General features: G+C 41.2%; 19 protein-coding genes. All 19 read right to left on the bottom strand.

What is annotated here, in order from left to right; translation table 11 throughout:
- Positions 1-40 precede the first annotated feature (40 nt).
- The 19 genes from secA to comFA all read right to left on the bottom strand — a co-directional run bounded on the left by secA (position 41) and on the right by comFA (position 15,195).
- Positions 41-2,566 (bottom strand): preprotein translocase subunit SecA, encoded by a 2,526-nt coding sequence (secA, locus tag BGM23_RS04070; protein WP_003228033.1) that lies wholly within the window; start codon positions 2,564-2,566, stop codon positions 41-43.
- Between the two features lie 167 nt (positions 2,567-2,733).
- On the bottom strand, positions 2,734-3,303 hold the full coding sequence (gene hpf, locus BGM23_RS04065; RefSeq protein ID WP_003228031.1) for a ribosome hibernation promotion factor: 570 nt from the start codon (positions 3,301-3,303) through the stop codon (positions 2,734-2,736).
- A 190-nt stretch (positions 3,304-3,493) separates the two neighbouring features.
- Complete coding sequence (locus tag BGM23_RS04060; protein WP_003244377.1) at positions 3,494-3,871, bottom strand: DUF8042 domain-containing protein; 378 nt, start codon at positions 3,869-3,871, stop codon at positions 3,494-3,496.
- Positions 3,872-3,880: 9 nt separating this feature from the next.
- The gene (fliT, locus tag BGM23_RS04055) at positions 3,881-4,222 is read right to left on the bottom strand and encodes a flagella biosynthesis regulatory protein FliT (RefSeq protein WP_003242603.1); all 342 of its coding nucleotides are present in this window, start codon (positions 4,220-4,222) and stop codon (positions 3,881-3,883) included.
- Positions 4,219-4,620 carry a flagellar export chaperone FliS gene (gene fliS, locus BGM23_RS04050; protein ID WP_003228027.1) on the bottom strand — a complete coding sequence of 134 codons (402 nt, stop codon included), beginning with the start codon at positions 4,618-4,620 and terminating at the stop codon, positions 4,219-4,221. Before fliS ends, fliT begins: the two co-directional genes overlap by 4 nt.
- Before the next feature lie 21 nt (positions 4,621-4,641).
- On the bottom strand, positions 4,642-6,138 hold the full coding sequence (locus BGM23_RS04045; RefSeq protein WP_003228025.1) for a flagellar hook-associated protein 2: 1,497 nt from the start codon (positions 6,136-6,138) through the stop codon (positions 4,642-4,644).
- A gap of 17 nt (positions 6,139-6,155) precedes the next feature.
- On the bottom strand, positions 6,156-6,485 hold the full coding sequence (flaG, locus tag BGM23_RS04040) for a flagellar protein FlaG (protein ID WP_029318316.1): 330 nt from the start codon (positions 6,483-6,485) through the stop codon (positions 6,156-6,158).
- A 233-nt stretch (positions 6,486-6,718) separates the two neighbouring features.
- On the bottom strand, positions 6,719-7,540 hold the full coding sequence (gene hag / locus BGM23_RS04035; protein WP_029725988.1) for a flagellin Hag: 822 nt from the start codon (positions 7,538-7,540) through the stop codon (positions 6,719-6,721).
- A gap of 142 nt (positions 7,541-7,682) precedes the next feature.
- Entirely contained in the window at positions 7,683-7,907 is a 225-nt protein-coding gene (csrA, locus tag BGM23_RS04030) for a carbon storage regulator CsrA (RefSeq protein WP_029725989.1), read from the bottom strand.
- Positions 7,901-8,332, bottom strand: coding sequence for a flagellar assembly protein FliW (gene fliW, locus BGM23_RS04025; RefSeq protein ID WP_029725990.1), 432 nt, complete (start codon positions 8,330-8,332; stop codon positions 7,901-7,903). The genes csrA and fliW overlap by 7 nt, the downstream gene beginning before the upstream one ends.
- Before the next feature lie 20 nt (positions 8,333-8,352).
- Positions 8,353-8,928, bottom strand: a complete 576-nt coding sequence (locus BGM23_RS04020; protein ID WP_014481045.1) for a DUF6470 family protein — start codon at positions 8,926-8,928, stop codon at positions 8,353-8,355.
- A 46-nt stretch (positions 8,929-8,974) separates the two neighbouring features.
- Positions 8,975-9,871 (bottom strand): flagellar hook-associated protein FlgL, encoded by an 897-nt coding sequence (flgL, locus tag BGM23_RS04015; protein WP_015714797.1) that lies wholly within the window; start codon positions 9,869-9,871, stop codon positions 8,975-8,977.
- Positions 9,872-9,881: 10 nt separating this feature from the next.
- A complete protein-coding gene (gene flgK / locus BGM23_RS04010; protein ID WP_003228001.1) occupies positions 9,882-11,405 on the bottom strand; it encodes a flagellar hook-associated protein FlgK in 1,524 nt (507 codons plus the stop codon).
- A gap of 18 nt (positions 11,406-11,423) precedes the next feature.
- A complete protein-coding gene (gene flgN / locus BGM23_RS04005) occupies positions 11,424-11,906 on the bottom strand; it encodes a flagellar protein FlgN (RefSeq protein ID WP_014481048.1) in 483 nt (160 codons plus the stop codon).
- Positions 11,907-11,921: 15 nt separating this feature from the next.
- Entirely contained in the window at positions 11,922-12,188 is a 267-nt protein-coding gene (flgM, locus tag BGM23_RS04000; protein WP_014478128.1) for a flagellar biosynthesis anti-sigma factor FlgM, read from the bottom strand.
- 80 nt (positions 12,189-12,268) lie between these two features.
- Entirely contained in the window at positions 12,269-12,688 is a 420-nt protein-coding gene (locus BGM23_RS03995) for a TIGR03826 family flagellar region protein (protein WP_003227995.1), read from the bottom strand.
- A 73-nt stretch (positions 12,689-12,761) separates the two neighbouring features.
- The gene (comFC, locus tag BGM23_RS03990; protein ID WP_029725992.1) at positions 12,762-13,484 is read right to left on the bottom strand and encodes a comF operon protein ComFC; all 723 of its coding nucleotides are present in this window, start codon (positions 13,482-13,484) and stop codon (positions 12,762-12,764) included.
- Positions 13,448-13,744 carry a late competence protein ComFB gene (comFB, locus tag BGM23_RS03985; protein ID WP_015483764.1) on the bottom strand — a complete coding sequence of 99 codons (297 nt, stop codon included), beginning with the start codon at positions 13,742-13,744 and terminating at the stop codon, positions 13,448-13,450. Before comFB ends, comFC begins: the two co-directional genes overlap by 37 nt.
- A 59-nt stretch (positions 13,745-13,803) precedes the next feature.
- Positions 13,804-15,195: an ATP-dependent helicase ComFA gene (gene comFA / locus BGM23_RS03980; RefSeq protein ID WP_029725993.1), complete on the bottom strand. Its 1,392-nt coding sequence runs from the start codon at positions 15,193-15,195 to the stop codon at positions 13,804-13,806.
- Positions 15,196-15,221 lie beyond the last annotated feature (26 nt).

Raw genomic sequence — 15,221 nt, 5'->3', positions numbered from 1 at the left:
CGCCTGCAGGCGCCGCGGTCAGTAAACTTGCCGGGGCGAACTATTCAGTACGGCCGCAGCAATTTTTATATTTTTTCCCGCTTCCGCAGTGGCATGGGGCATTTCGTCCGATATCAACCACTTTGCGAACCGGTGCTTTCTTTGCTTTTTTGTTATCGTCGCCTTCTTGCGGCTGATGAGCTGTTGTTTGACCTTGTACAACCTCTTCACGCTCCAGATTGTTTTCAATCTCAGCTTTCATCACAAATTTTGCGACTTCGTCCTCAATTGATTCAATCATATGCTCAAACATCGCAAAACCTTCCATTTGATACTCACGAAGCGGGTTCGTCTGCGCGTAAGCACGAAGGTGAATCCCTTGGCGGAGCTGATCCATCGCATCAATATGATCCATCCATTTAGAATCAACGGCACGAAGAACGATAACTTTTTCGAATTCGCGCATTTGCTCTTTGCCGAATTGCTCTTCCTTCTCATTATATTTTGTGATGATGCGATCCATAATGAGCTCAAGCATTTCATCCGGTTCTTTGCCGAAGATATCGCTCTTCTCAAGCGCACCTTCATCAAGATAAGTTGTGTTGATAAGATCAACTAGACCGTCAAGCTTCCACTCCTCAGGAAGCTCTTCTCTTGGCGTATAGGCTGCAATTGCGCGTTCGAGAGAAGACTTGATCATATTTTCAACGATTTCACGCAGGTTTTCAGAGTCAATGACTTCAAAGCGCTGCTTATAAATGACCTCACGCTGCTGGCGGAGAACATCATCATATTGCAGAAGCTGTTTACGCGAATCGAAGTTATTGCCTTCGACGCGTTTTTGAGACGATTCAACCGCGCGAGATACCATTTTGCTTTGGATTGGAGTAGAGTCGTCCATGCCGAAGCGGTCAAGCATCGCCATTGTCCGCTCAGCTCCGAATCTGCGCATCAATTCATCTTCCATAGAAAGATAAAATTGAGTAATCCCCGGGTCTCCCTGACGTCCGGAACGACCTCGAAGCTGATTGTCAATCCGGCGTGATTCATGTCGTTCTGTTCCGACAACAGCGAGCCCGCCAAGCTCTTTTACACCTTCGCCAAGCTTAATGTCCGTTCCGCGCCCCGCCATGTTAGTCGCAATCGTAACTGCGCCTTTTTGGCCGGCCTCTTCAATGATCTGCGCTTCACGTTCATGGTTTTTGGCATTTAACACTTGATGCGGAATTCCTTTGTTTTTAAGCAGCTTAGAAATCAATTCAGATGTTTCAACGGCAACCGTACCGACTAGAACAGGCTGTCCCGTCATGTAACGCTGTGCGACATCCTCCGCAACTGCCTTAAACTTTCCTTCCATCGTGCGGTAAATTAAATCCGGGCGGTCATCACGGACAACAGGCCTGTTGGTAGGGATCGTGACAACCTGCATGTTGTAGATGTTGCGGAATTCTTCTTCCTCTGTCTTAGCTGTACCCGTCATACCGGCAAGTTTTTCGTACATTCGGAAGTAGTTTTGGAACGTAATCGTCGCCAAGGTCATGCTTTCGTTTTGAATCTCAAGCCCTTCCTTTGCTTCAATCGCTTGGTGAAGCCCCTCACTGTAGCGGCGGCCTTTCATCAGACGTCCCGTGAAGGAATCAACAATAACAACCTGTCCGTCTTCCACTACATAGTCAACGTCCTTTTGCATCGCAACGTGAGCTTTTAAGGCCTGGTTGATATGGTGGTTGAGCGCGACATGCTTCACATCAAAGAGGTTATCGATGCCGAACGCTTTTTCCGCCTTCGTCATTCCTTCTTCAGTAAGCTGTACAGCTTTTGTTTTGATATCGTACGTGTAATCCTTCTCCGCTTTTAACGTGCGGACAAAAGCATTTGCCTGTACGTACAGCTTAGTGGATTTTGCAGCTTGTCCAGAAATGATAAGCGGTGTTCTCGCTTCATCAATTAAAATAGAGTCAACTTCATCTATTACCGCAAAATGAAGCGGGCGCTGAACCATCTGCTCTTTATAAAGAACCATATTGTCACGCAAATAGTCGAAGCCAAGCTCGTTGTTTGTGGAGTAAGTAATATCAGCGGCATAAGCTTCCCTTTTTTCGTCTTTTGACATTGAGTTTAAATTCAAACCGACAGTCAAACCGAGAAACTCGAAAATTTTCCCCATTTGCTCAGCGTCACGGCTTGCCAAGTATTCGTTGACAGTCACGACGTGTACGCCTTTACCGGTTAACGCATTTAAATAAACAGGCAAGGTAGACGTTAATGTTTTCCCTTCCCCCGTTTTCATTTCCGCTATATTTCCGTCATGAAGCGCCACGCCCCCCATGAGCTGGACTTTAAACGGAAACATGCCTGTTACGCGGCGTGAAGCTTCTCGAACAACAGCGAAAGCTTCAACAAGAAGATCATCCGTTGTCGCCCCTTTTTCAAGACGCTCTTTAAATTCAATTGTTTTATGTTTCAATGCGTCGTCAGAGAGATTTTCATAGTCTCCGCGAATCGCATCAATATCGTTAGCAATTTTTTCGTATCTATTCAGCGTACGTTTTGTTGGATCAAACATTTTATTTAAAATTCCAAGCATTTATAACGCTCCTCTATCATCACATGCCTATTTTAGAGGCATGTATAAATAATTTACTAGTCCATGTATACCTCTCATTATCATATCATACCTTTTGTTATTTCCAAAGAATTTGCAAATAAGAAAAACAAAAACCTTCCGCGGACATCACGGAAGGCTTCTCTTCATTATTCAGTCGGTTCAATTAAGCCATATTTCCCGTCATTTCTGCGGTACACGACATTTGTAAGGTTTGTTTCCGCATTTGTGAAAACAAAGAAATTATGGCCGAGCATATTCATTTGCAAGATCGCTTCTTCACTATCCATCGGCTTTAAATTAAAGCGTTTCTGACGGACGATGTCCAAGCTCTCCTCCTCTTCTATGTCATCCTGAACCGCAATATCTGTATCAGAGCCAAGACCGTTTGCCAATAAATATTTTGGAGAGCCCTGCTCACGGAATTTACGGTTTACTTTCGTTTTATGCTTACGGATTTGACGTTCCAGTTTGTTTGTTGCGAGATCAATTGCGTTGTACATATCCTCGTTATGCACCTCGGACCGAAGCGCCAGATCTGTCATCGGAATCGTAACCTCAACCTTAGACTCCTTGTCATTGTAAAACTTCAAGTTGACGTTCACATCAGCATCCACGCTATGGTCAAAATAGCGCTCCAGCTTGCCGATCTTCCTCTCGACATGATCCTTTAACGCGGGTGTCACTTCAATATTTTCTCCTCTGATGTTATAGTTCATCAAAGAACGCCTCCCTTTTATTAAGGATATGTATCTATTTCTCTTTTACCCTTTACAATTCCTGCTGAAACATAAATCTTTTGTGAAAATTCAGTGAACTTTGTCGAATTTTGTTTGTATTTGCTCTGTTATTGGCGGTTCGGAGGTATATGTATATGCTGATTGAACGAAACAAATACCTCACACACGCCTAATTGATTAAAAAGGGTTCCATACATTGATGAATAGACAGCATCCATTTTCTATAATGAATCAGAAAATGTTCCTTTAAATACTCACAGAACTCATGAGAGGGAAAAGAGAAAGAGACCAATTGATCAAACTCCGCAAAAATTTGGTCAAATGCTTTCACACAAATTTCAGCACACCGCGAATCCATAATGAAGAGAAGTGTTGAATGTGTTGAATCCAAATAAAAAAAGGCTTGGATCAGATCTTGGTAGATCCGATCCCCTTCTGTTTTTGATAAATTCTCTTCAGCCTCTATCAAATAACACAACCCCTCTTCGATGGTAAAAAGAAGATGATAATAAGCTGATAAAAGCGTATAATCTTCAATGCTCTTCAAGGCACTCACCTATTTACGCTTGTCATAATATGTGCCGTCAATCGTAATGTTGTTATAAGGGTTTAAATACGTCGTATGCATCACACGTTTTCTTTTCATCTGCTGAAGTTCTGTTGCGATTGACTGCTTCAGTCTTTCCATTTCCTTCACAATCAGCTGATCCCATGTCAAAATAAGTTTCATCTGCTTTCGCTCTTCTTCTGAAAGCGGCAGAGATATCTCCTGAATCAGTTCAGACCGTGTAGCCACAAAGTCTTCAATTTGCTTTAAAAGTTCATCGCTTTCCGGCGTATTTTGTATGTGTGACAGCATACTCTTCGTCTCAGTGTATAGTTGATCTATATTATTCATGCGATCCCGCCTGATCCGTGCCGGTCCTTCCGTTCACTTTGAATGGCTTGTTTCCAAGCATCGCGAAAATCTGTTACATAACCTTCAACCTCAGCCAGCATGCCCGTATCATTTTTGATATTTGCCTGTACCAATCTGCGATACATATAATCGTACATCGCACCCATAGAAACGGAAAGCTCTATGTTACGGTTAAGTGTAAAATTTAATTCCTGAATAATATTTTGCGCTTTAATCAGATTTTCATTTTTACGTTCCATATCATCATTCTCAATGGCCTGAGCGGCAAATCTTATAAATTTCAAACAGCCATTATACAGCATAAGCGTCAGCTCACCGGGTGTAGCCGTATTCACTGAATTTTGCTGATAGGCTGTATAAGGATTTTGGATCGCCATGTGTCATCCTCCAAATTACATTTATTGTGCTAGAAGCTGTGATAAATAGGACGATTGTTCGTTCATTTTTTGAATCGCAGAATCCATTGCACTGAATTTTGAATAATAGCGGTTTTCTATTGTGGTCAACCGGTCCTGCATTTTGGTAATATCAGTGCTGATCGTATTTAAATTTTTACCGATTGAATAATCATTGGTTCCCATTGTCGAGTTGCCGGCTTTTGCTTCAATGCTCTTCACCGTACTTTTCAGGGTGTCACCGATGCGTTTCATAATCCCTTTATCACTATAGGCGCTGCTGTTCGATCCACTTGTAAATAAAGCGGCGACACTTTGCGGATCTTCTTGTATTTTAGCTTTCAGTTTGTCTTCATTAATTTCTAGATGTCCTCGCATTTGGTAAGCACCAGACGTTGTGATGCCAAATTCAGTTAATTGATAGGTTTTTCCATCCGCACTAACTTGAGAATAAAAATCAGTCCGCATTTGATTCGTACCAGTGCTTATGCTGGTATCATTTTTCAGCAAACCGCTTTTTGCCTTCTCTTCCCAGAGTTCTATCTCTTTATCGGACATGGCTTCTTTTTGTTCACTCGTCAGCGGCGCATAGTCTCTGTATTTTTCTTCTTTCAACTTTTCATTCAGGCTGTCAACCAGTTCATTGTATTTATTCACAAACTCTTTAATTTGGTTGTAAATCCCGTCAACATCAGTAGATACAGATGTGGTAACAGGGCCTGTGGCTGCAGTTGTATTTTTGATCGAATAAGTAACGCCATTCACTGTGAAGTTGTTTGACAGCTTCTCCATTTCAAAGCCGTTGATGGTGACTTTTGCATTCGTTCCTTCTTTGTAAGCAGTAATCTTATTATCAGTGTCCAAAGAAAAACCTAGCTGGCCAGACATAAAATCTGCTGTAGCAGAGTCTGCTGCTTGTATACTGCCTCCTGCACCTGTTGCTTTAGAAGAAAACGCAATGGTTTCCACATACTCTGTACCATTCCAAATTTTATCTTTAAAAGCTGATACTCCTAGATCTGAGCTGTTAAGTTTAGAAATCACATTATCAATCGTATCAGCGCTCGTCACACTAATGTTCACTGTTTTTGCGGCTGTCTCACCAGGCGCAACAACGTTAAATGCCAAATTATAATCGCCCTGTGTGTATCCTGTATAATTGTTTGCCTTATATGTCGCAGCAGTTGCCAAACTTGCTACTTCAATAGTAGATGAAGAGTTTGCTGCACTTGCAGTTCCTGTAGCAGTTAACACAGATTCGTTTGAGCTTGATACGGTTTTACTCTGAAACGTACTCGGATATGTCAGCTTATTATTAGACATATAATCTTGGAATTCTTTTATTTTCGAGTTTACTTCACGATAGCTATCACGCTGCCATTCAAGAGTCTGCTTTTTTTGTGTTAGCTTATTAAGCGGTGCTCTTTCTGTCTGCATCAGCTTTGATACAATATCATCTATATCCATTCCTGACGCCAGACCTGTTATTCTCGTGACCATTTCAAACCACTCCTAATCTACTTTTTTTCATCTACAAATAACCCAAGAAATTCAGTCATAGCTGCATAAAAATCTAGCCACCGCCTTGGCGGAATTTCACGGATCACTTCATTTGTAGAGTCCTCTATTACTTTTACATAGTATTCATTTAACTTCTCATGGAGCTCAAACTTCAGATGAACTTGCGAAGGTTCCAAAAACTTGTTCATTCCCTCTACCATTTCAGCAAGGTCGGTATATGAAACTTGATGAACAGGAACCTCACTCTCATGATCTTTCTGATTATGTATTTGAGTATCATAACGATCCCAAACAGGTTGTAACGTAGTGAGCCTTTCAATGTTCAATTGATCATCCCCTATGCCCCAATCTATCGTTTATATCGACTAAATCGAGATAACATTACACATATTTTTGGAAAAAATCTCATCCGTTTTAGATTTCTTAGTTTGGAAATACGTTTATAAAAAGTAAGTGGAGAATCCGGTTATTATATCATGATTTAATAACAGCAAGTGGAATGATTCGGAGTTAGAAATATAAATAAAAGACCTTGGCAACGCCAAGGTCCTCTCTAAAATTAACGTAACAATTGAAGCACGTTTTGCGGCTGTTGGTTCGCTTGAGCAAGCATTGCTTGAGAAGCTTGAGAAAGAATGTTGTTCTTTGTGAACTCGCTCATTTCTTTCGCCATGTCAACGTCACGGATACGAGACTCAGCAGCTGTTAAGTTTTCAGAAGAAGCACTAAGGTTGTTAATTGTGTGCTCTAAGCGGTTTTGTACCGCACCAAGTTTTGAACGTTGGCTTGAAACGCTAGTAATTGCAGTATCGATTTTCGCGATCTCAGTGTCAAAACTAAAAGTAGCTGATGAAACATCGATCCCTTTTACTCCTAAAGTTGTTGCATCCATGTTGCCAATTGTAACATTAATGTTTTGGGTAGCATTTGCACCAATTTGGAATGTAAATCCTGCTGTTACACTACCGTCTAAAAGTTTTTTTCCGTTAAATTCAGTACGTTGAGAGATACCATCGATCTCTTCAGTTAAAGCATCCATTTCATCTTTAATTGCAGTTAAATCTTCAGGTTGCTGTGTACCTGTGTTACCAGCTTGAACAGTAAGTTCACGCATACGTTGAAGGATGGCATGAGTTTCAGTCAATGCACCCTCAGCTGTTTGGATAAGAGAGATTCCGTCTTGAGAGTTTTTAGAAGCCATATCAAGACCTCTGATTTGTCCTCTCATTTTTTCAGAGATCGCAAGACCAGCTGCGTCATCTCCCGCACGGTTGATACGAAGACCTGAAGAAAGTTTCTCCATGTTCTTTTGTGCTGCACCGTTGTTTGAAGACAAACGGTTCAGTGTGTTAAGCGCTGCGATATTGTGGTTAATTCTCATTTTTATTTCCTCCCTGAATATGTTGTTTAGGCACGTCCTTGTGCCTCAATTTTGTAATCGGCGAGCCATTTGTGCCCTCTCCCGGCTACATCATTAATATCGGATTGTCTCTGATTTTGTTAATATAAAAATAAAAAAATCCTCACTTTTTTTGTGAGGATAATGCGGAGATCACATCGCTGGATAACGACGCCGCACGGTTATTTTCTTCCTGAATGGTTAAATAAATCTCTTTCCGATGAATATCAATATGCTTTGGGGCTTCAATTCCAAGCTTCACTTGATCCCCCTCAACCGCAATCACTTTTACTTCAATATCAGCACCTATTTGAATCGCTTCGCTTATTTTCCGCGATAAAACTAGCATGATTCTCCTCCAATCGGATGCTTTGTCGTATATGAGGAGTCGTGTAAAACGACTTGCTTAGCCATCATGTTCTTGCGATTCACAATAATGGGAGCCAATAAATTAGCAGTAGATTTTTCGAATGGCTCTGCCATGGTCAATATTGTCATGACTTCTACGTCTTGAATATTATCGATCTCCAAAAGTTCAGCAGTTGATTCATCAAGATCAAATTCATAATTCTTAAAAAAGATAAACGGACTGACGACGATAAACGCAAGATTTTCTGAAGTGACGGACTGCAGTGCCACGAATGGAGAGTCTTCTGAAAGCGGAAGTATGACAAATTGTTTTTCTTCTAAAAAGCCTGGAATCCCGCTTTCAAAAAGAATGATTTGTTCTTCTTTTATGTTCATTTGGCCATGGTACTTCGTATGAATGATCATTGTTCACGATCCTTTTCTTTTTACTTTTCGGGTGATTCTTTCGGGTATTCTACATCTATATTTAAATCAGGGTATTGGAGCATGTCAACCTTAACATTTCCTGGCGTATATTCAACAATTGGCTTATGCGGCTCAGCCTGAATAACAGGCTTTCGCGGCGTAATCTGAACATCAAGCTGTGACGGAGTATATTGTATTTTCACCCTAGATAGAGAAGGAGCATAATTTTCGCCTAATTGAATTTGGTGCATTTCAGAGTTCCTCCTTGCTTGTGAAGCGATTGGGTTCCCCTTATTTTCAATCCTCATAAGCTCGTCGCCTTCTTCTGCCGTGCGCGCTATTCCCTTCATTACATCCTCATGCCCTTGTTGGGCGGCTTCTTCAATTCTCTTGAAAACATGCTTTCTGTCTAATTCTTCCCATGCTTGTGTCTGGTCAATCGTGAGTTTTCCAGGTGTCACCGATATTTCCATTTCCGCACTCGGCTGTTCGATCTCTAGATCAGCTTGAGGCTGCTCCATTTTTAAGCTGGCAGGCGTCGTTGTTAAACCAATTTTTCCTTGAACACTATGCATAATCAATCTGGGAATCTGCATAACTCTACCTCCTGAACTATAAAAAAAGCGAACTCCTAAGAGCCGCTTACTTTAAAAAGTCAATCAATGTAGGCTGAACAATTTGCGCATTAACAGCCAGAGTAGCCCTGTGCACACTTTGCTGCGCAATAAATTCAGTTATTACTTCTTCCAGTTCTACATCTTCATTGTCTGATAACACTTTGGTAGCTGTTTCTTCTTGCGCTGACAGTCTTGTATTAACCAGTTCAAGACGATTATATCTCGCTCCAAGATCAGATCGTTCAGCGCTCATGCCGTCAGAAAAATGATCAATATCATCTAAAACACTGTCCATGCCATCTAGCGAACCAGAATTTAGTGCTTTCTCAAAAGAATCAAGCATTTCAAATACATTCTGCCCGCTTTCAGAAGTGCCTCCAAAAGCTGACTTTGGATCTGAATTCACTTTCAATGACATATTATTTGATATATTGACTACGACATCAGCTGTATCAGAAATTGTATAAGTTCCGTCTCCGTTATCTGTAACCGGAGGCTTATCTGAATTTGTGCCATTAAAGATATATCTGCCGTTCACTTGTGTATTCGCAATATTTAAAAGCTGTTCCTTTAACTGCTTTACCTCTACGCCAATCGCTTGCCGCTCCGACTCGCCGTTTGTATCATTTTGAGCTTCAACCGCTAATTCTCTGACCTTTGACAAGATGTCAATTCCTTCTGTAATGTTTGTTTCTGTGTTTTCGAGCCAGGTAAAGGCTTGAGAAGCATTGCTTTTGTACTGCTGCACTTGAGACAGTTGCGTATTATACTTTAAGCTTTTCATTGCTACTACAGGATCGTCGGAAGCTTTTGAGATTTTTTTCCCTGAAGAAATCTGCGACTGGAGTTTATCCAGCTTCGAGTAGCTCGAACCGATATATCTCAGTGAGTTTTGCTGTATCATGCCTTGTGTTACTCTCATGTGACTCTACCTACCTTCCTCCAACACCCATGCCGTTGATCACTTTATCAAGCAATTCGTCTTGTAAAGTCACCATTCTTGCAGCTGCATTGTATGCGTGTTGGAATTGAATCATATTCGTCATTTCTTCGTCTAAAGAAACTGCGCTCATTTGCTGACGGTTTATGTCAGCATCATTCAGCTGTGTTTCTGTATTAGACGCCAGTCGATTAGCCTCTTGAGCTTCGATCCCTAGCTCGCCAATCAGACCCGCATAATAATCTAAAACACTAGTTTCTTTACCGTTAATGGTTATTTTACCGGTTAAAACATTTGCTAATTTTGTAGCATTTGCGTTATCGTTGGCTGCGCCAGTCAGTGAGAAAGCAATGTTTGCGCCTTTTGAATCTATTATGCTGTCAGCCACTTTGATCTTGCCCGCCGCGCCCTTGGCAGGTTCAGTTTCACCGCCAGTAAAATCAAAAAAGTCTCCGCCTTGTTCACCGCTCTTGGTCACACCATTTCTGTGCACTTCATTGAAAGCTTTCGCGAATTCAAGCGCCATATTGTCAAGATCAGAAAGCATTTCCGGGTATACGCCCTTTTCTTGGCCATCTGCTGTTATATACCCATAAGACTCTATAAACCCTAAAAGGGATCCCTTGCTGCTAAAGGACTCCGCCTGCACAGCTGTATCCCCGATTGAAATACTTGATACTAACCCAGTTTCATTATCATAGTTGGCTGCAAGTTCTGAAACCTCGTAATTTTTACCGTCCAAAACAGTTCCTAGCGACTGTTTATTTTTATCAAGGATTTCAATTGATACAGTTCCTTCAGCAGATGCAAGTGCATTCCCGCCTGATTTGTTGTAGCTGACTTTGATATCAACCATTGAGGATAATTTATCGATCAGCAAATCTCGCTGGTCATATAAGCCATTCGGAAGAAGCCCGACCGGCTCTACTTGTGCAATTTGCTTATTTAAACTGTTTAACTGAGAAAGCAGAGAATTGACATCCAACACAGTTGTATTTAGCTCTGCTTTTAAATTCGATTGGACATTTGTAAGTGATTCAGAAATATAATTAAACGTTTCAGCTACAGCTTGTCCTTTTCGAGCAACAACAGAACGTGCACTTTCTTCATTTGTATTATTCGATAATTCCTGCAGAGAATTCCAAAACGAATTGAGCACACTGTTCAAGCCGCTGTCATCCGTTTCATTTAAAACGCCTTCCATTTGGGACAGCGCTTTTGCCTTCGTGTCATAGTATCCGGCACTGTTGTTTTGAAGACGGTATTGGTAGTCAAGAAAGATATCTCTTATTCTCTCAACTGATTTTCCTTGAACGCCCGTACCCATTTGTCCCGCTGTTTTTTCTGCGTTTTTAGATACAGCAGGGAAATAGTCCGTTGCCTCCAATGAGACCCGCTGTCTTGTATAACCATCAGTATTGGCATTTGCCACGTTATTTGCAGTAGTGCTTAAAGCTGCCTGCTGAGCGCTTAACGCCCGCCTTGCAGTTTCAAGCCCCATAAAGGTAGATGTCATTTTCTGAATTCCTTTCTGCTAAGCTTTTGAATCAAACAGTTTCATTTGGCTGCTTTTCGGCAGCTCAGCTTTAATTGATTTGCTGTAATTGAAGTTATTTTCCTTAGGAACCAGCATATCGTACGAAATAGAGATGAATTGCAGCGCGTCTCTTGTCAGCTGCCTATTCATCTCATTTACTTTTTTCAGACGTCCGAGAACTTGAGAAAGAGATTCGTATAGTTGTTCCAGCTCTTCCTTTTCACTGCCTGAGGTTTTGGCGATACATGCGGAAATAGTATTATTTTCGCTATATCCGAGAAAGGCCGAAGTTGTTTTGATCCGGTCATCTTCTGTCTGCGTGATTGCTTGAATATATTTTTGCTCTTTTGTCAAAATGTTAGAAAGCTCTTTTGTTTTGCCGGCTTTGAGCGCTTCCGTCTTTTCTTCAGACAGCGTGAGCAGGTGCTCATGCAGAACGCAAAGTCGCTTCAATTGTTCAATAATTGCCTTCGCTGACATGGGCTTTCTCCTTTTTTATTGCTTTTTATAAAAATTAATCATATTTTTCGCAATATGATTTGCGTCTACTTTGTATGACCCGTTTTCAATTTGCGCTTTAAGCTGCGCAATTTTTTCCTGTCGTGAACCAGTGACTGCGTCGGATGCATGTTGCATTTCTTTAGCCTGTGATGAAATTTCAATTTTATCTTGAGGCTGTGCAGCAGTTTTTTGCACCGCTTGCTTATCATAATTTTTTTGATATGGATTAACGGATTGTGTTCCAAATTGATTGATTTTCATAGGATTCCTCTCGCTTTCCGTTGCAGTCTTTAAACAATCTTAACCCTTTTATCGACTGCGTTTTCAGTTAGTTTAGGGAATCAGCTGTTTTTGGTATTATAGGCATAGTATGTGTCTTTTTTACTATTTTCTTTCTCGATTTTCAGAGCATCCTCGTGGTTCAAATGATCCATTTGATCCTTAATATCGGACTGGCAAGCCTTGCAGAATTTGCCTTCTCTAATCGATGTCCCGCACCTTTCACAAGGGTATGCCAAATTAGGAAGATGAGTGATCTGAATTCGCTTCTGCCTGATGAATTTCAATATCAGCTCTTCTTCCACACCTGTTTCTTCAGTTATCCGGCTCAAAGTTGATTGCCGGTTTTCCTGTTTTCTTAAAAATTTATAGACAGTCTCAAATGATTTTTCTTCTTCCTTAATACACGCCTGACATACGGTTTGCAGCTTTGTTTTTAAAAATAAAGCATTGCATTTCGGACAATTAGCCAGTTCTCCCATCTTTTTTTCTCCTTATTAGATAATATGCCTGTGTCAATTTCTAGTGATTATATCGGCATAAAAACAGAATCATTTAGCTTCTGATCAAGGTAAAAGATGACACTGAAGCGGCTTTTCCTTTTTCTAATAAGCAGCGGGCTGCGAAGTGCAAGGTGGCACCTGTTGTATAAAGATCGTCTATTAAAATGATATTCATACCTGCTGCTGAATTATTTTTTGTATCAAAAATGCGCTCTGATAGCAGGCGTTCTGTTTTCTTTTTCTTTGACTGTTTCTCATTATTCAGGCGAATGAGGGGATGGTGGGAAGGCCGGTCTAAACATTCTGCCAAGAGCTGTGCCTGGTTAAAACCGCGCTCTTCTTCCCGTTCCTTGCTCAGCGGAATAGGTACAAGAACAAAATGCTTATCGGGGTAAACCTTAGAAAAGGTTGAAGAAAAATCACTTTTAAATGCATTTATGATTTCTGCATCTCCTCTAAATTTAAAACGGGAGAGCGCTTCTTTCATCATATCATTATATGTGTAAACTGAACGGTTTTGACGCAATAGCAAACTGTCTCTGATCCTTGTTCTCCACACCTCGCAATCCCTGCATACGGCATGAACAGATTGAGGTCTGCCGCACAGGGGGCAGATATGTCCTGTGATTTTCTTTAATTTGCTTCTGCAAGAATAACAAACCTTTTCATCAGGCTTTAGTAAAAAAAGGGCTCTCCATGTAACATCTTGAGAAAATTGCGAATCACATAATAAACAGATCAGTTTATGAATGCCTCCTCCTGCTTCGTTTGACATAAATCGCTTGGACTCTCTGAAACTACTGCAGCAGATTCAGCCAAAATGACAAGCATTGCTGTGTTTTTTTGTTTATCTACCAGCTCAGCTTTCGTATATGCGATCTTTTTAAGATCAGTAACGTAGGATGGACTCACTTTGTTTAAAGAAAGTGCCAATACATCGTTTTGGCATACTTGGCAAGTACAGGCCATATGAAGCTGGTCCATATATCGGTCGAGCAGTTCTTTCATTACGATTTCTTTTGAATTGACAAGCATTTTTACAGCTCCTCATCATCGGTTATATGAGTATACTGTACCACGTTTTCAAATAATGGCTAGTCTGTACATTCAACTTTTGCTGCCAATTTATTCATTTCTTTTATATGCTTTCTTGCATCGAGCATACTCTTTGTTTTGCCGAAGTGAAAGTAAATGACATCGCCGTCCGCATATTCTTTATGCCGGCCGGTTCTTCCTGCAATTTGAACAAGTGCGCTTTCCGTAAAGATAGACGATTCCGCTCCTAGTACACCCGTTTGCACCTTGGGGACTGTGACGCCTCTTTCCAGTATTGTTGTTGTGATTAATAGATCGAGCTGACCATCTCTGAATTGCTGCACTTTCTCCTTTCTATGCTTGTCTTCCGCGTGCACAGATGCGGTTCGGCAATGAACACCTTTAAAGCACGCAGCAGCCTTTTCCAGAATAGAAACGGAAGGAACGAATAAAAAAACAGGCCTCCCTTCTTTTACATGAAACTCTATCCATCTTTTCACCGCTGGCGGAATTTTATTTCGGTTTAATTTCTTCTTCCAGTTTCCACACCATACAAAGCGCGGTTCGGGTAAAGGTTTCCGGTGGTGTCTTGCGGGGATGCGAACTGAATGTAACTGTCCGTTCAATGCTTTTCTTTTTAATTCTTTAGGAGGTGTTGCACTTAAATAAACGAGGGTGCTGTTTTTCTTTCTTGCTTTTTGAACAGCGAATTGAAGGGTTTGATCAGCAGAATATGGAAAAGCGTCAACTTCATCAATGATCATAACATCGATTGCATCTTTATATCGCAAAAGCTGATGCGTAGTGGAAATCATAAGCGGCGATAGCCGCCCTTTGTCATCGCTTCCTCCGTAAAGCGCTGAAATGTCAGCACCCTGAAAGGCAGCCTTGAGTCTTGGAGCAAGCTCTAATACAACATCGGTGCGAGGTGTTGCAATACATACACGCAGTCCTTGATTTAACGCTGATTCTATACCAGGAAACAGCATTTCTGTTTTGCCAGCGCCGCAAACCGCCCAGATGAGGAGCTCTTCTTTTTTTGATATTGCTTCAATTAAAACATTGGCGGCTTTTTGTTGTCCGCTTGAAAGCTTGCCGTCCCATGTCAGTTTAATTGACTGCCAGTTTGGTTCATTTTCCTCTTCCCATGAATATAAGGGAACCTCCTCACTCACTCTGCCCATCATGACACAGGAACGGCAATACAGCTTATTCTTTCCAGATGAGTGATAAAAAGAAAAATACCGCTGATCAGTTTGTCCGCACCTATTACATCTATATCTCCGTTTATTTATGGATATAGAATTTTCAGCAGTGATATATCCATTCTTGATATGCCATTCAATCATCTCATCGGAAAATGAGAGCTCAGTCCTGAGCAAATGACGGCTTCGAAGCGTCTGCTGCAATTCTTTTGAAAAGGAACTGTTTTTTTCAACTGGCACATTCACATAGCACGCCTCCTTTCGAGACAGTA

The sequence above is a fragment of the Bacillus sp. FJAT-14266 genome (genome assembly GCF_001719225.1).
Taxonomy (GTDB): Bacteria; Bacillota; Bacilli; order Bacillales; family Bacillaceae; genus Bacillus; species Bacillus subtilis.
The sequence above is the reverse complement of the archived record's forward strand: the minus strand, read 5'-3'. Positions and strand labels throughout refer to the sequence as shown.

What these genes read in the sequence shown, in the direction of transcription:
- comFC (WP_029725992.1), bottom strand. Translation starts at nt 13,484, where the DNA reads ATGTCAAACGAAGCAGGAGGAGGCATTCATAAACTGATCTGTTTATTA.
- hag (WP_029725988.1), bottom strand. Translation starts at nt 7,540, where the DNA reads ATGAGAATTAACCACAATATCGCAGCGCTTAACACACTGAACCGTTTG.
- BGM23_RS03995 (WP_003227995.1), bottom strand. Translation starts at nt 12,688, where the DNA reads ATGGGAGAACTGGCTAATTGTCCGAAATGCAATGCTTTATTTTTAAAA.
- fliW (WP_029725990.1), bottom strand. Translation starts at nt 8,332, where the DNA reads ATGATCATTCATACGAAGTACCATGGCCAAATGAACATAAAAGAAGAA.
- flgK (WP_003228001.1), bottom strand. Translation starts at nt 11,405, where the DNA reads ATGACATCTACCTTTATGGGGCTTGAAACTGCAAGGCGGGCGTTAAGC.
- fliS (WP_003228027.1), bottom strand. Translation starts at nt 4,620, where the DNA reads ATGGCGATCCAAAATCCTTATACAGCCTATCAGCAAAATTCAGTGAAT.
- csrA (WP_029725989.1), bottom strand. Translation starts at nt 7,907, where the DNA reads ATGCTAGTTTTATCGCGGAAAATAAGCGAAGCGATTCAAATAGGTGCT.
- flgM (WP_014478128.1), bottom strand. Translation starts at nt 12,188, where the DNA reads ATGAAAATCAATCAATTTGGAACACAATCCGTTAATCCATATCAAAAA.
- secA (WP_003228033.1), bottom strand. Translation starts at nt 2,566, where the DNA reads ATGCTTGGAATTTTAAATAAAATGTTTGATCCAACAAAACGTACGCTG.
- flgN (WP_014481048.1), bottom strand. Translation starts at nt 11,906, where the DNA reads ATGTCAGCGAAGGCAATTATTGAACAATTGAAGCGACTTTGCGTTCTG.
- comFB (WP_015483764.1), bottom strand. Translation starts at nt 13,744, where the DNA reads ATGCTTGTCAATTCAAAAGAAATCGTAATGAAAGAACTGCTCGACCGA.
- BGM23_RS04045 (WP_003228025.1), bottom strand. Translation starts at nt 6,138, where the DNA reads ATGGTCACGAGAATAACAGGTCTGGCGTCAGGAATGGATATAGATGAT.
- fliT (WP_003242603.1), bottom strand. Translation starts at nt 4,222, where the DNA reads ATGAATAATATAGATCAACTATACACTGAGACGAAGAGTATGCTGTCA.
- flgL (WP_015714797.1), bottom strand. Translation starts at nt 9,871, where the DNA reads ATGAGAGTAACACAAGGCATGATACAGCAAAACTCACTGAGATATATC.
- BGM23_RS04020 (WP_014481045.1), bottom strand. Translation starts at nt 8,928, where the DNA reads ATGCAGATTCCCAGATTGATTATGCATAGTGTTCAAGGAAAAATTGGT.
- hpf (WP_003228031.1), bottom strand. Translation starts at nt 3,303, where the DNA reads ATGAACTATAACATCAGAGGAGAAAATATTGAAGTGACACCCGCGTTA.